Genomic DNA, 13,717 nt, shown 5'->3' on the forward strand with positions numbered 1-13,717 from the left:
CGCCCACGTAGGCGTGGGCGGGACAAGTGTGTTCCGGCGTCCCGTCAGTCGGTCACACGGATCGAACTCCCCAGATGGGCGTGCAGCACCGCCCGCGGCGTGTCGTCGAACGACGGGTCGTCAGCGATGGCGTCACGGAGTGCGTCGAGATACGCCTCGTCGGCGCGCAACTCGCTGAAGCTCACGGCCGTCACGGGGACCGACAACCAGTCCTCGACCCGCTCCCGGAGGTACGCCTCGTCGCTCACCTCGCCGCGCCAGCAGACGTCGCGGAAGAACAGCCACCCCTCGGTCCCCGGGTCGACGGCGGGTCTGGTGACGACCGTCTCGAACGTCTCGGGGTCGGCCGTCACGCCCGTCGGATCGAGTCGAAACGTCACGCGGAAGACGTAGGTGGCGTCCATCGGGGACTCAGACGCGTCCCCGGGACTCATCGTCTCGCTCCACGACGGTGCGTGCGGGACCGCCGTAGCCGGCCGTCGCGGGAACCGCCGACACGGTCGTCACCGTTCGGCCTCGAACAGATCCGCGAGGCGGATGTCGGCGTCGGTGATTCCCCCGGCCTCGTGGCTGGTCAGTCGCACCTCGACCTCGTCGTAACGGATCGTGATCTCGGGGTGGTGAAACTCCTCGTCGGCCACCTCCCCGACGCGGGTGGCGAACGTGACCCCGTCGAGGTAGTCGTCGAACGGGTAGACGCGGACGATCTCGTCGCCGTCTCGCTCCCAACCCTCCGGAAGCCGTCGGTCGATCTCGTCGTCGTCGAGACGATTCGGCATATCCACTTTGTCGCCCGGCCGACGAATAACGGTTTGGGTGGTGCTACTCCTCGCGCAGACGGTCGACGACGTGCTGGGGGATGTCGGCGTCCTCGCTCTCTCTCCCTTCGCGCGGCGTCTCGGCACTCGCCGGCGCCGGCCGCTCGCCGCCGAAGTCGGGGTCGAACAGGCCGAGTGCGGTCTGGATCGTCGTCCAGTCGTCCTCCGCGGCGGCGTCGCGCAGACTCTTGGTCGGGGCCGCGAGCAACTGTCCGACGAGCGAGTCGGCCAGGGAGGCGATCGTCTCGCGCTGTTCGTCCGTCAACTCGCCCTGGGACTCCAGCCGCGACAGCGCGGTGTTGAGTTCGCGCTCCTTGACCATCTCGGCGCCCTCGTACATCGCACTGATGGCTTCGTCGGCCTGGCGTCGCTTGAACGAGTCGATCAGTCGTTCGAACTCCTCGTCGATCATGCGCTCGACCGTCTCGGCGGCCTCCCGGCGTCGCTCCCGGGTCTCGTCGGTGATCGCTTCCAGTGAATCGATGTCGAAGGCGTCGACACCGTCGAGGTCGGCCACGGACGGATCCACGTCCCGGGGCTGAGCGAGGTCGATGACGAGCGTCTCTCCGGCGTCGGCCAGCGTCGAGCGGTCGAGGACGTACGACGGACTACCGGTCGCCGTCACGAGGACGTCAGCCCGCTCGACCGCCGTCGGTGTCCGGTCGAGGCCGATCCCGTCGGCCGGCGTCTCCACCTCGTCGGCGAGGTGTTCGGCGTGGGAAACGGTTCGGTTGGCGATCACGAGTTCCGAGACGGCCGTGTCGTCGAACGCCTGTGCCGCGAGCCGCCCCATTTCGCCGGCTCCGACGACGAGGGCGGTTGCCTCCTCCAGGTCGCGCTCGCGGTCGGCGAGTTCGACCGCCGCGCTCCCCAGGGAGACGACGCCCTCGTTGATCGTCGTCTCGGTCCGCGCCCGCTCGCCGACGTGCAGGGCCTTCGTGATCGCCGGTTCGAGCACCGAGCCGATACCGCCGGCGCCGCGCGCCGTCTGGAACGCCGTGCGGAGTTGGCCGATGATCTGGTCCTCGCCGAGGACGAGCGACTCCAGCCCTGCGGCGACCCGCATCAGGTGCCGGAGGCTCGCCTCGTGGTCCAGTTCGCGGACCGCGCCGTCGCGGACCTGGGGTGCGAAATCCGCGATTGCCGCCCGTCCGGCCGCCGCGTCCTCGGTCACGACGTACGCCTCGGCGCGGTTGCACGTCTGGAGCGCGAACGCCTCGTCGACGCCGTCGCTCGCCAGGAGGTCGCGGACGACGGTCGATTCGTCGTCCGCGGCGGCGGACTCGATTTCGTCGACGGTCGCGCGCTGGTGTGACACCGTCACCCCGCTGATCACGCCCGTCGTCACGGGGACTCACCTCGACACGTGCGGATCATACGCTCCGAATCACGCCCCCGTTCGCGTCCCCTTCACCTAAACTCTTCCAATGACGCCGTCGCTCCCACGCCGGCGGTCGCTCCCGGTTCGGGGTTCGACACGACCCGACCGACCCCGTCACCGGCGACTGGCCGCCCCCCTGGATCCGTTGCATACGCCACCTTCTGAGGTACGCCGGCTTAAAAGTCTCGTCGTCTCCCGATCGATGAAAACTCACTGACAGCGCACGCCCGGCGACGGCCGTGCGGAAGGCTCATCGGCGTCCGCTCCCTACCCCAGCGTCGATGACGGCCTCTCGACGAACTTTCCTCGCGAGTACCGGTGTCGCCCTCGGCGGCGTCGCCGGCTGCCTCGGCGGTGGTCGAAGCGGTAGCGACTCGAACCTCGATGGCTACGAGACGACGACGACCGACGGCCAGTCGGTGCCCTTGGCGCCCCTGGCGGATGTCCACGAGTGGTACGAATCGGATCGGGCTCGCTTCGCCGACGCCCGCTCGCGGGCCGCCTACCGGAAGTCCCACATCGAGGGTGCGGTCTGGAGTCCCGCCCGCCACGGCCAGGAGAGCGACGACCCGGTGGCCGACTGGGACGCCGACACCCTCATCGTCACGTACTGTGGCTGCCCGCATCACCTCTCCTCGATGCGCGCGGCGGCGCTCATCCAGGCGGGCTACGAGCGGGTGGCCGCCCTCGACGAGGGGTTCTGGGCGTGGAAAGACGAGAACTACCCCGTCGCCGGCGGGGCGCCCGACCGCGACCCCCCGCTTCGCGTCGTCGAGGGACGGACCGACCCCGACTTCGCCGGCGAGTGGGCCTGGATCCGCCACGACCCCTCGGGACAACGTGAGGTCGCCCCAATCGCCGACGACGGCTCCTACGCGCTCGACGTTCGGTTCGCCGACGTGACTCCGACCGACAGCGTCCGCGTCACCACTCCGGCCTACGAACTCTCCGCGCCTCTCGGCTCGCTCGCCGAGAGCGTCGTCGGCGTCGACGGTCGACTCGCCTGATCAGCTCTCGACGGTCACGTCCCCACTCTCGTCCGTGACGACGCTCGTCACCTCGTACCCCCGGTCGCGGATGTCGGCCACCAGCGCGTCCTGATCCATCTCGGCCTCGTAGTAGAACACGATGTCGAAGGTGCCGTTCCGGAGGAGCTGCTGGCACTCCCAGACGAACGCGTCGTCGTCGACGGTGAGCCCCTGGAACTGGTTCGAGGAGAAGTTCGGGTCGTCGTTGCCGGCGTAGATGTACGTCTCGCCCTTGCCCGCGTGAGCGGCGATGACCTCGTTGAAATCGACCGTGAGTTCGTGCATCTCCAGGTCCTCCTGGCCCGTGAGCTCCGTGTGGACGATGGCGCCCGCGAGGTCGATGTCGCCGGGTTCGAGCAGCGCCTTCGTCCGCCGGTAGAGGTCGTCGTCGACTACGTCGCTCATGGCCCGAGATGGACGGGCCACGGTGTTACCCGTGACGGTTCGTCGCCGTCAGCCCAACCGCTCGTCGAGGATGAGTCGCGTCTTCGTGTTCTGTACCTCGTCTAGCTCCCGTGCCTGCGTGATGAGTTCGTTGACCGCACGCGTGTCGGCGGCGTCGACGACCATGACGATGTCCTCCTCACCGGAGACCTGCCAGACGAAGTCCACCTCGTCCCACTCGGCCATCCGGTTGGAGACGTCCGTGGTGTCGACATCGACGGCGACCGACACCTCGATCATCGCCTTTACGTTGCCCGTCCGCGTCGCCACGGTGAACCGCTCGATGATCCCCTCGTCGACGAGTTGCTCGACGCGGTTGCGGACCGTCCCCTCGGAGGTACCGACGCGGTCGGCGATCTCCGTGTAGGGGGTCCGGGAATCCCGCCGCAGAATGTTCAGAATCCGGCGGTCCAGTTCGTCCATGCTCGACGTTGTGTCGGGGTCCCCTTACAGATTACGAATTTCGTAATTTAGCTTCGAAAGCAAGGCTTATTGCGGGGACGACCCTGTGTTTCTCGTAATGTCGGACGCCTACCTTGCCTTAGAGGACGGTCGCGTGGTCGAAGCGCGCGGTCGCGTCCCGGGTCGGACGCGTGGCGAACTGGTCTTTACGACCGCGTACACCGGATACGAGGAGAGTCTGACCGACCCCTCCTACGAGGAGCAGGTCCTCACGTTCTCGTACCCGCTTATCGGCAACTATGGCGTCCGTGACGAGCGATTCGAATCCGACCGGGTCCACCCGCGTGCGGCCATCGCCCGCGAGTTCACCGAGGATATCGCCGCGTGGCTCGACGAGGAGGGCGTGCCCGCCATCGACCACCTCGATACCCGCGAACTCGTCACCTCGATCCGCGAGGAGGGGGCGATGAAGTGCGGGCTCGCGGTCGGTCCCGACGCGACGCCGGCGGACGCGAAGGCGGAACTCGCCGACTGTAAGGGCATGAGCGAGCATACGGATATCGGCGCGCAGGTCAGCGTCGACGAACCGGTCGTCTACGAGGGCGGCGACGCCGCGACCATCGCCCTGATCGACTGTGGCGCCAAGGGCTCGATCACCGAGTCCCTGCTCGAACGCGACGTGACGGTCCACGTCCTGCCCTACGACGCGACGCCCGCGGACGTCGAAGCCGTCGATCCGGACGTCCTCTTCATCTCGAACGGCCCGGGTGACCCCGAGAACTTCGAGGCCGCCGAGGCGCTCGTCGACGAGTTCGTCGGCGACCTACCCGTCGCGGGCATCTGTCTCGGCCAGCAGGTCGTCGCCAACGCGCTCGGCGGCAGCACCGAGAAGATGTCCTTCGGTCACCGCGGCGTCAACCAGCCCGTCCGCGACCTGGAGTCCGGCCGGGTCGTCATGACGACACAGAACCACGGCTACACCGTCGGGGAACCGGGAGAGAGCCTCGACGTGACGCAGGTGAACGTCAACGACGGCACCGCGGAGGGCCTCGAAAACGAGGAACTCGGTGTCCTCACACGGCAGTATCACCCCGAGGCCAATCCCGGCCCGCACGACTCGCTCGACTTCTTCGACGACGTGCTCGACCTCGTATCGACGGACGCCCCCGTCGTCTCCTCGGACTGAGACGGATCACTGTAACTGTTTTCCGGTGGTTCACCACGTCGACCAGCAGCGCCTTCGCCCACAGGACGAACGCCGCGCCGGGGACACCCGACGGTCGTGCGTCCCGTTGTGCCCGGGAGACACCCATAGTCGAGGGAGGCAGACCGGGTAAAGGGTGCCGTCGTTTCGGGGGTGTCGACCTTCGGCAGGTTTTTGACCCGACTCGCGCAACCCCGTTGCATGGTTACGGTCAGGGCTCCCGCGACGAGTGCGAACCTCGGCAGCGGGTTCGACGTGTTCGGTGCGGCCCTCGACCGGCCGGCGGACATCGTCCGCGTCGAGAAGGCCGACCGGACGACCATCGAGGTGACGGGCTACGGGAGCGAGTATATCCCCGAAGAGCCCGACGCCAACACCGTCGGTGCGGTCGCCGAGGCGCTCGACGCGCCGGCGCACATCCGCATCGACAAGGGCGTTCGCCCCTCCTCGGGACTCGGCTCTTCGGGTGCCAGCGCCGCCGCTGCGGCGGTCGCGCTCAACGAACTGTACGATCGCGGTCTCTCGCGGACGGAACTCGTCCCCATCGCGGGGCAGGGCGAGGCCACCGTCTCCGGCGAGGTCCACCTCGACAACGTGGCGCCCGCCCTCCTCGGCGGGTTCACCGTCGCCACGGGGGAGAACGTGACGACCGTCGACGCCGACATTCCACTGGTCGCCTGCCTCCCGGAGATCGCTATCTCGACGCGCGACGCCCGGGACGTCGTGCCGGCGGAGGCGACGATGGAACAACTCGTCTACACGATTGGCCGGGCCGCCACGCTGACGATCGGTATGTGTCGTGACGATCCCCGACTCGTCGGCCAGGGGATGCACGACCGACTCGTCACGCCCGCCCGTGCCGACCTCATTTCGGGCTACGACGAGGTTCGCGAGGCCGCCCTCGACGCCGGCGCCACGGGCGTAACCGTCAGCGGTGCCGGCCCGGGCGTCCTCGCGGCGTGTTTCCCCGAGGATCGCCGATCCATCGCGGCCGCGATGGTCGAGGGGTTCGGCGAGGTCGGCGTCGACGCGCGGGCCTACCAGACGGAGATCGGACGCGGCGCGACGCTCCACCCCGAGTGACCGGCGCCCGCGCCGACCGATTCTCACGCGGTGGGTGTTTCCCAGGTACCTATACGTCTCCAGGGGAAAACACCGACAGCACATGTCCGGCGAGCAGGATCGGTCCGCCGATCACGACTACGATGTCTCTCCCTCCGTGACGACTGGACCGTTGGACCCCGCGTGGTTCGAACGCGCCGTCGAAGCGGCCGGACACGCCATCTTCATCACCGACTTCGGCGGGCGGATCGTCTACGTGAATCCGGCGTTCGAGACGGTGACCGGCTACACCGCCGACGCGGCCGTCGGCGAGACGCCGGATCTCCTCAACTCCGGCCACCACGACGCCGACTACTTTCGCCGGCTCTGGGAGACCATCGTCGCCGGCGAGGTCTGGCAGGAAGAGATCGTGAACCGGCGAGCGGACGGCGAGAGATACATTGCCAACCAGACCATCGCACCCATCGGCGACGACGAGGACGGGACGATCACGCATTTCGTCGCCATCCAGACGGACATCACCGAGCGCAAGCGCCACGAGATGGCCCTCGAGCGCAGCCAAGATCTGTCGGCGCGGACCGAAGAGACGGCCGATGTCGGCGGGTGGGAACTCGACCTCGACGCGGGGACGCTCCGGTGGACCGCGGGCACCTGCCGGATCCACGGCGTCGGCCCCGGATACGAGCCGTCGATCGACGAGGCCCTGGCGTTCTATCACCCTTCCGATCGCGACAAAATCCAGCGGTTCGTCGAACGGGCCCTCGAATGGGGCCTTCCGTACGACGTGGAGGCCCGACTCGTCACGGCCGACGGTACTACCCGTATCGTGCGAACGACGGGCCAACCGATCGGGGGAGAGGGTGCGACCCTCCTCCGAGGAACGATTCAGGACATCACCGACCGGAAAGCGCGCGGCCAGCAGTTGATGGTACTCAATCGCGTGCTCCGTCACAACCTGCGTAACGGGCTCAACGTGGTGATCGGCAACGCCGAACGGGTGCTGTCGACGCTCGAGGGGGTGGCGGACGGCTCGGTGTCCGCCGGGGCGGTCGAGGGGGCACGCGCGGATCTCCGGTCCACCGTCTCTTCGGCCGAGGACCTCCTCGACGTCTCGGAGCGAGCGCGCCAGTTCGACAGCCTCTACCAGCAGATCCGTGACGTTCAGCCCGTCGAGATCCGGCCGCTACTGGAGGCGGTCGCCGCGGACTACCGCGACGCGTTCCCGGCGGCCAGCGTCAGCGTCGAGGGACCGAACTCGGTCGTCCTCGTCAATCGATACGCGCTCCGGGTCGCGCTGGAGGAACTCGTCGACAACGCTATCGAACATTCGACGGCCGACCCGGACGTGACACTCCGCGTCTCGGAGGGGTCGGACGGCACGATCAGTCTCGGCGTCGCCGACAGGGGTGACGGCATCCCCGAGATGGAGCGAGAGGTGATCGTCGAAGGGGAGGAACGGCCGCTCAAACACGGGAGCGGACTCGGCCTGTGGATCGTGAAGTGGCTCATCACCCCCATCGGCGGAACGCTCGATATCGAGGATAACGATCCGAACGGTACAGTGGTCTCTATCGTCTTCCCGGCCTCACGGTGGACGCCGACCGTGTCCAACGAGACGACGGATGGGACGTCCGACGCGACGACGTAGCCGATTTCGGGCCGTGCCCGCGGTTAGACGCCGCGCCCCTGCAGTTTCTCCTCTTCGGGCATATCGCTGTTCGACTGGCCTTTCATCCCCTTGCCGACGTTCGTCGCAATCTCGGCCAGGCGGTCGGGATCGTCCCAGTTGTTGACCGCCTCGACGATGGCGGTGCCCATCGACTCGGGGTTTTCGGCGCCGAAGATGCCCGACCCGACGAAGATACCGTCACAGCCATGATGCATCATGAGCGCCGCGTCGGCGGGCGTCGCGATACCGCCGGCGGCGAAGTTGACGACGGGCAGGCGACCCATCTCGGCCGTCTCGTGGACCAGATCGCGGGGGGCGCCGTGTTCGCGCGCCCACCGCTCGCGCTCCTCGTAGGCCATCCCGTCGAGTTCCCGGATGGCGCCCTTGATCGCGCGCTGGTGGGTGACCGCCTGGTTCACGTCCCCCGTCCCAGCCTCGCCTTTCGTACGGATCATCGCCGCCCCCTCGTCGATTCGGCGGAGCGCCTCGCCCAGGTTGCGGGCGCCACAGACGAAGGGCGCGGTGAACTCTCGCTTGTCGATGTGGTAGTCGTCGTCGGCGGGGGTGAGCACCTCGCTCTCGTCGATCATGTCGGCCCCTTTGGCCTGCAGTATCTCCGCCTCCTTGGTGTGGCCGATCCGGGCCTTGCCCATCACGGGGATGGACACCTCCTCCAGAATCTCGGTGAGCGCCGCGGGATCCGCCATCCTGGCGACGCCGCCACGCTTGCGGATGTCCGCGGGGACGGCTTCCAGACTCATCACCGCGACGGCGCCGCAGTTCTCCGCGATACGGGCCTGTTCCGCGTTGACGACGTCCATGATGACGCCGCCCTTCTGCATCCGCGCGAACCCACGTTTCACAAGTTCCGTTCCGCGTCGCAGTTCTTCGAGGTCGGTCATATTCCTCGTTACGCGGGGATCCACTTAACGACGGTCATCGGGCCGACGCCGCCACCGTCAGCGATTTATCGCCCCGTACCGACCGGGGAACTATGAGTTCCGGATCGGCGTGGACACGCCTCCGTGCTGCCGTCGTCGAGGGCGACGGCCTCCCCGACGCCGATCCCCTCCCCCGGTGGCTCGCTCCCCTCCCCCAGGCCGCCGAGAATCTCGGCCTCTCGCTCGCGTGGGCGGTCGTCGCGACCAACCTCGTCGGTACCGCCTTCGGCTTCTGGTACTACCGCTTCCAGTTCGCGGCCGAACCCCCCGTCGCGTGGCCACTCGTCCCGGACAGTCCCGTCGCCACGTTCTTCATCGCTCTCTCGCTCGCCCTCTGGAAACTCGGCCGGTCGAACGAGGTGGTGAACGCCCTGGCCTTCTTCGGTTGCTGGAAGCTCGGCCTCTGGACGCCGTTCGTCCTCGTCGCCTTCGCTGACGGCTTCCTCGCGACCACCGCCCTCCCGATGTACGCCTTCCTCCTCGGGAGTCACCTCATGATGGTCGCCGAGGCGTTCGTGATCCACCGATACAGCGACTTCCCCGTCGGCGCCGTGGCCGTCGCCGTCGCGTGGTACGGCCTGAACGATCTGGTGGATTACTTCATCCCACTGGTGGGGACGCCCCACCACACGCTGATCCCCGGACAGCGGATCGTCGACGGCGCCATCACGCACGTCTCGCCGATCCACGAGATCGCGGCCGCCGGCGCCGTCGTTCTGACGCTCACGGCGACGTTCCTCACGCTCGCGACGCGGGTGCGGAAGCTCGAATCGCGGTAGGCCGCCGATGTCGGCGCTGCGAAGACCGGCCGCGACGACTCGCCGACGCGGAACCGGCCACCGGTCCCGTGACGTACCGTTATCCCGTGTCGGCACATACCGGATGTATGGCCCTCTACGATCGCCTCGCCGACCTCCCCATCCGGGTCGACGGCGAGACTCGAACCTGCCAGGAGCGTGACACCTCCAGTGGCTTCGTCCGTGCGACCACCACCTTCGAACTCCACGGCGACGGCCACGTCGGCCGCGGCGAGGACGTGACCTACGACGTCGAGGATCACGACGCCCTCGCGGACGTCGGCGCCCTCGTCCCGACCGGCGAGTTCACGTTCGACGAGTTCTCGACCGCGCTCGACGACGTGGACTGTTTCCCCACCAAGGACCCCGAACAACCCTCGGCCCGTCACTACCGCCGCTGGGCGCTGGAGAGCGCGGGCCTGGATCTGGCCCTGCGGCAGGCCGATACGGACCTCGCCGCCGCACTCGGCCGCGACCGCTCGCCGGTCCGCTTCGTCGTCAGCACCCGCCTCGGCGACCCGCCGACGACCGACCGCGTCGAGACTATCCTCGACCGGCATCCCGATCTGGGGCTGAAACTCGACCCCACGAGCGACTGGGACGCCGACCTCGTCGACGCCCTCGTGGCCACCGACGCCGTCCGCCTCCTCGACCTCAAGGGACACTACGCCGGGACGACGGTCGACCAACCGCCCGATCCCGAACTCTACGAACTGGTGATCGAGGGATTTCCAGACGCCGTGATCGAGGATCCGGCGCTCACCGACGGGACGCGGGCCGTCGTCGAATCCGCGCGGGACCGCCTCTCGTGGGACGCGCCGATCACCGGCGTCGCGAGCGTGCGTGACCTGCCCTTCGAACCCCGGTGGCTCAACATCAAGCCCTCGCGGTTCGGCACCGTCGAGTCGCTGCTCGACACGGTCGAGTACGCCCGCGAACGCGACGTACGGCTGTACGGCGGCGGCCAGTTCGAACTCGACGTGGGCCGCGATCACATCCAGACGCTCGCGGCGACGCTCTACCCGGACGGGCCGAACGACGTGGCCCCCGGCAGTTACAACCTGCCCGACCTGCCGGCCGATCCTCCCGGGAGCCCGCTGGTGCCGGGCGACGACCCGAGCGGCCTCGAGTTCTAACCCTCGTCCCGGTCGGCGTGGGCGCGCACCCAGAGTTCGCCGATCCGCGAGAGGCGCGTCCGGTAGGACTTCCCGTGTTCCTCCTGTTCGATGTACCCCTTCCCGCCGGGGCCGAGACGGTCGACGTTGTAGATGACCTTCGACCGGAAGCTATCGGTGTACTCCTCGCCGAGTTCGGCCGCGAGCGCCTCCGCGAGTTCGGAGACGGATTCGAACTCGCCGTGGTCGCCGAGTTCGAAGAGGATCACTTCCTCGAAGGGCTTGACGTTCGAGAAGGAAGCCACCGGCAGTTCGACGATGTGGTTGTCGCCGATCCGCTTGGCCCCGATGGTGGTGCCACGCTCGTCGAACTCGTTGAGCAGTTCGGTCGTCCCGTCGAGGCGCTCCCGAATCCGCTCGCCGTCGGGTGATCCCTCCTCGATGAGTTGCTGCAGGAGATCACGGTTCGCGCGCAGTTCCTCCGCCAATTCCGTCTCCAGGTACTTCTCGGGGGCGGTGTAGTAGGTGTGGATGCGGTCCCGGTCGGCCTGGCGTTCGAGCGTAATAGAGTGGGCGGCGGTGGCGAAGGCGAAACTCACCGGCCGGGGCATCGAACTCACGTTGACCCACACCTCGCCGTCCGGCGCGCCCTCGTCGAGTTGCTCGTTGATGAGGTCGAAGGCGTGTTCGAAGGCGGCGTCGTAGTCGTAGACGTCCTCGATGACGACGCGACTGGTTTCGGCGCCGAGCAGGTTCCGGAAATCCTGCTCCAGTTTGGCCGAGATGTTCCGCGAGTACTCAACGTTGGCCTCGCTCCCGACCGCCCCCTCGAGTAAGATGACCCGATCCACGTCGAACTGGTCGCGGATGAGCGGCGCGATCAGTCGGTCGTAGTCGAAGCCGACCGGGACGATGTGGGTCTGCATACGTGGGACGAAGAGGGCGGTGATTAAATAAAACCAGTCTCGCGGCCGGTCACCGGTCGACCGCCGGCGCAGTTCGCTCTTCGGGGTCCGTGGGCTGCGTGGATCATGATTAATAACGGAGCGTCACCATTCCTCTCGCGTGTTAATGAGACGCCGAATCGATCGGGCTCTGAGTGGCGTTTATCGATTCGCTTATCCGGCTTTGGATTCGCTGGGGCTGACGACCACGATCGAGGCGACGTACGAGCGCGCTCGCATTGCCTCCGGGTTCTACGACGAAGTCGACGTCGTGGTGTGTGACTCCACGTTCACCTTCCTCACCGCACCGGGGGCGGCGGCAGATGTCGAGCGATTCCTCACCGAGGACGAGAGTGCGGTTCTTGAGGATATGTGGGAGCACCTCGACGACGACGATGTCGTCTTCGATATTGGTGGGGGAATCGGATACTACACGGTGATCGCCGCCTCGAAGGCATCGGATGGGGAGGTACACGCGTTTGAACCGAACGTACGGAACACGGTGCGAATTGAGAAACATGCGTCGATGTCTGGTACGGCGGACCGGGTTTCGACACACAGGGTGGCGCTGACGGACAAGGCCGATTCGGAGTCGTCGTGGATCGCCAATCATCGGATATCAGGGATTCAGCACACGTCCGGCGATCGACTCGTCGCCTTCAAATCGTTGCCGACGCCGAACGTCGTGAAGATGGACATCCAGGGCGCGGAACTCGACGCGATCAGGGGCCTCACGGAGACGCTCTCCCGTCCCGAATGTCGGCTGGTGTACGTCGAAGTCCACGCGGACGAGGATATCGACTACTCGCTGTCGGAACCGGAACAGGCATCGCTCGAAGACACGCTCCGAAACTGTGGGTTCACCGTCGAGCGGTTCGACGAGAAAGACCACGAGTATTTTGTTCGGGCCATGAAGGAGTGACTACGGTGGCGGGAAGGCGTTCAAAACAGCTCCTGATCTCCACCGAACTCAGGTATCCGTCCTGCGTCGGCCCCTCTCGTCGGCAGATATCGAGGGACTGCACGTTCTATGACTGCTGGAATGGCTGGCGGTGGTCCCCGGGCTGAGTTCATTGCCGTCTCGCCGAACCGGCCGCTCACACATATAGCGACGGCACCGTCACCTCGTCGCCCACAGAGATGGCCCGCCCTCAACTCATCTCGGGCACCTGCGAGATCAGCATTACCGTGTAGTTGTGGGGGAACGCCTCGGGGTCGGCCCACTCCGGAAACGTCGCCTCACGGCGCTCGACGAACCGCTCTTGGAACCGGTCAAGCGGTTCGCCCGTCTTCGGGTCGCGGCTCGGGACGACACACCGCGCAGGGTTCGTACCCCTCGAAGCTGACGTCGTCGCCGTCGACGATGAACCCTGGCGCGTCGCTCCCCACGAACCGATCCTCCCGGAACGCGGGGACGCCGCCGACCTCGACGGGCATGTCGTCGAACCATGACGCCACCGCCTCCAGCGTCGCCGTGCTGATCACCGACGGACCCGCGTCGGGCCGGTCGACGAACGCCGGCGGTTCGTGCCGGCGGAACTCCACGTCGTCGCCGATGAACTCGCCGAACCACTCTTTCGCGACCGCCCGGCCGTCATCGGCCGAAGGGTCGAACTATCGGCGGTCGTCGTCGGCCTTCAGGTCGACCCTCAGCGTCCTCGTCTCGGCGTCGAACGTCGTCCGAAGATCGTGGAATCGGCCGGTCTGCTTGCCGTTGTAGGCCAGCGTCTGCATCTGATTGCCCGTCTCGATCCGGCCGGCCACGGGCTCACACATGCCGAACTCGCGGTCGCAGACCAACGTTCCCGACTCGGCGATCCGCACCGATTCGACCGCCATCCCGTCGAGTTCCTTCACCGGGTACCGCCCGAGCCCTGCGACGTGCGCCATGGGGCCCCGACACGCCCGTCGA

The 13,717-nt window shown here is 67.3% G+C and carries 14 protein-coding genes and 1 pseudogene; 7 read left to right on the forward strand and 8 right to left on the reverse strand.

The window, feature by feature from the left end; all coding sequences use genetic code 11:
* Positions 1-44 precede the first annotated feature (44 nt).
* The 3 genes from lwrS to hemA form a co-directional block, all read right to left on the reverse strand.
* On the reverse strand, positions 45-434 hold the full coding sequence (gene lwrS, locus NBT82_RS10905) for an LWR-salt protein (RefSeq protein WP_425601747.1): 390 nt from the start codon (positions 432-434) through the stop codon (positions 45-47).
* 69 nt (positions 435-503) lie between these two features.
* On the reverse strand, positions 504-779 hold the full coding sequence (locus NBT82_RS10910) for a 4a-hydroxytetrahydrobiopterin dehydratase (RefSeq protein WP_251328146.1): 276 nt from the start codon (positions 777-779) through the stop codon (positions 504-506).
* A gap of 43 nt (positions 780-822) precedes the next feature.
* Complete coding sequence (hemA, locus tag NBT82_RS10915; protein ID WP_251328147.1) at positions 823-2,166, reverse strand: glutamyl-tRNA reductase; 1,344 nt, start codon at positions 2,164-2,166, stop codon at positions 823-825.
* A gap of 314 nt (positions 2,167-2,480) precedes the next feature.
* On the opposite strand from hemA, the gene NBT82_RS10920 reads away from it, so the two are divergent.
* Complete coding sequence (locus tag NBT82_RS10920) at positions 2,481-3,206, forward strand: rhodanese-like domain-containing protein (protein WP_251328148.1); 726 nt, start codon at positions 2,481-2,483, stop codon at positions 3,204-3,206.
* Here the strand turns inward: NBT82_RS10920 and NBT82_RS10925 are convergent, their stop codons facing one another.
* The gene (locus NBT82_RS10925; RefSeq protein ID WP_251328149.1) at positions 3,207-3,632 is read right to left on the reverse strand and encodes a DUF5778 family protein; all 426 of its coding nucleotides are present in this window, start codon (positions 3,630-3,632) and stop codon (positions 3,207-3,209) included. It lies immediately after the preceding gene.
* A 48-nt stretch (positions 3,633-3,680) separates the two neighbouring features.
* Positions 3,681-4,094 carry an Lrp/AsnC family transcriptional regulator gene (locus tag NBT82_RS10930; protein WP_251328150.1) on the reverse strand — a complete coding sequence of 138 codons (414 nt, stop codon included), beginning with the start codon at positions 4,092-4,094 and terminating at the stop codon, positions 3,681-3,683.
* A gap of 97 nt (positions 4,095-4,191) precedes the next feature.
* On the opposite strand from NBT82_RS10930, the gene carA reads away from it, so the two are divergent.
* The 3 genes from carA (at position 4,192) to NBT82_RS10945 (ending at position 7,987) form a co-directional block, all read left to right on the forward strand.
* Positions 4,192-5,259, forward strand: a complete 1,068-nt coding sequence (carA, locus tag NBT82_RS10935) for a glutamine-hydrolyzing carbamoyl-phosphate synthase small subunit (RefSeq protein WP_251328151.1) — start codon at positions 4,192-4,194, stop codon at positions 5,257-5,259.
* A 219-nt stretch (positions 5,260-5,478) separates the two neighbouring features.
* Positions 5,479-6,360 (forward strand): homoserine kinase, encoded by an 882-nt coding sequence (locus NBT82_RS10940; protein WP_251328152.1) that lies wholly within the window; start codon positions 5,479-5,481, stop codon positions 6,358-6,360.
* A gap of 82 nt (positions 6,361-6,442) precedes the next feature.
* The gene (locus NBT82_RS10945; RefSeq protein WP_251328153.1) at positions 6,443-7,987 is read left to right on the forward strand and encodes a PAS domain-containing sensor histidine kinase; all 1,545 of its coding nucleotides are present in this window, start codon (positions 6,443-6,445) and stop codon (positions 7,985-7,987) included.
* A 23-nt stretch (positions 7,988-8,010) separates the two neighbouring features.
* Here NBT82_RS10945 and pdxS read toward each other — a convergent pair whose 3' ends face one another.
* On the reverse strand, positions 8,011-8,910 hold the full coding sequence (gene pdxS / locus NBT82_RS10950; RefSeq protein WP_251328154.1) for a pyridoxal 5'-phosphate synthase lyase subunit PdxS: 900 nt from the start codon (positions 8,908-8,910) through the stop codon (positions 8,011-8,013).
* A gap of 92 nt (positions 8,911-9,002) precedes the next feature.
* Between pdxS and NBT82_RS10955 the strand changes: the two genes are divergently transcribed.
* The gene (locus NBT82_RS10955) at positions 9,003-9,728 is read left to right on the forward strand and encodes a DUF1405 domain-containing protein (protein ID WP_251328155.1); all 726 of its coding nucleotides are present in this window, start codon (positions 9,003-9,005) and stop codon (positions 9,726-9,728) included.
* Positions 9,729-9,835: 107 nt separating this feature from the next.
* The gene (locus NBT82_RS10960) at positions 9,836-10,882 is read left to right on the forward strand and encodes a hypothetical protein (protein ID WP_251328156.1); all 1,047 of its coding nucleotides are present in this window, start codon (positions 9,836-9,838) and stop codon (positions 10,880-10,882) included.
* Here the strand turns inward: NBT82_RS10960 and NBT82_RS10965 are convergent.
* Entirely contained in the window at positions 10,879-11,787 is a 909-nt protein-coding gene (locus NBT82_RS10965; protein ID WP_251328157.1) for an HFX_2341 family transcriptional regulator, read from the reverse strand. The two genes, NBT82_RS10960 and NBT82_RS10965, sit on opposite strands and share 4 nt — an antisense overlap.
* A 202-nt stretch (positions 11,788-11,989) precedes the next feature.
* On the opposite strand from NBT82_RS10965, the gene NBT82_RS10970 reads away from it, so the two are divergent.
* Complete coding sequence (locus NBT82_RS10970; RefSeq protein ID WP_251328158.1) at positions 11,990-12,727, forward strand: FkbM family methyltransferase; 738 nt, start codon at positions 11,990-11,992, stop codon at positions 12,725-12,727.
* Positions 12,728-12,956: 229 nt separating this feature from the next.
* Here NBT82_RS10970 and NBT82_RS20195 read toward each other — a convergent pair.
* A pseudogene (locus tag NBT82_RS20195) lies at positions 12,957-13,695 on the reverse strand (MOSC N-terminal beta barrel domain-containing protein).
* Between the last annotated feature and the right edge of the window lie 22 nt (positions 13,696-13,717).

Origin of the sequence: Haloplanus sp. HW8-1 (assembly GCF_023703795.1) — an archaeon.
GTDB lineage: Archaea > Halobacteriota > Halobacteria > Halobacteriales > Haloferacaceae > Haloplanus > Haloplanus pelagicus.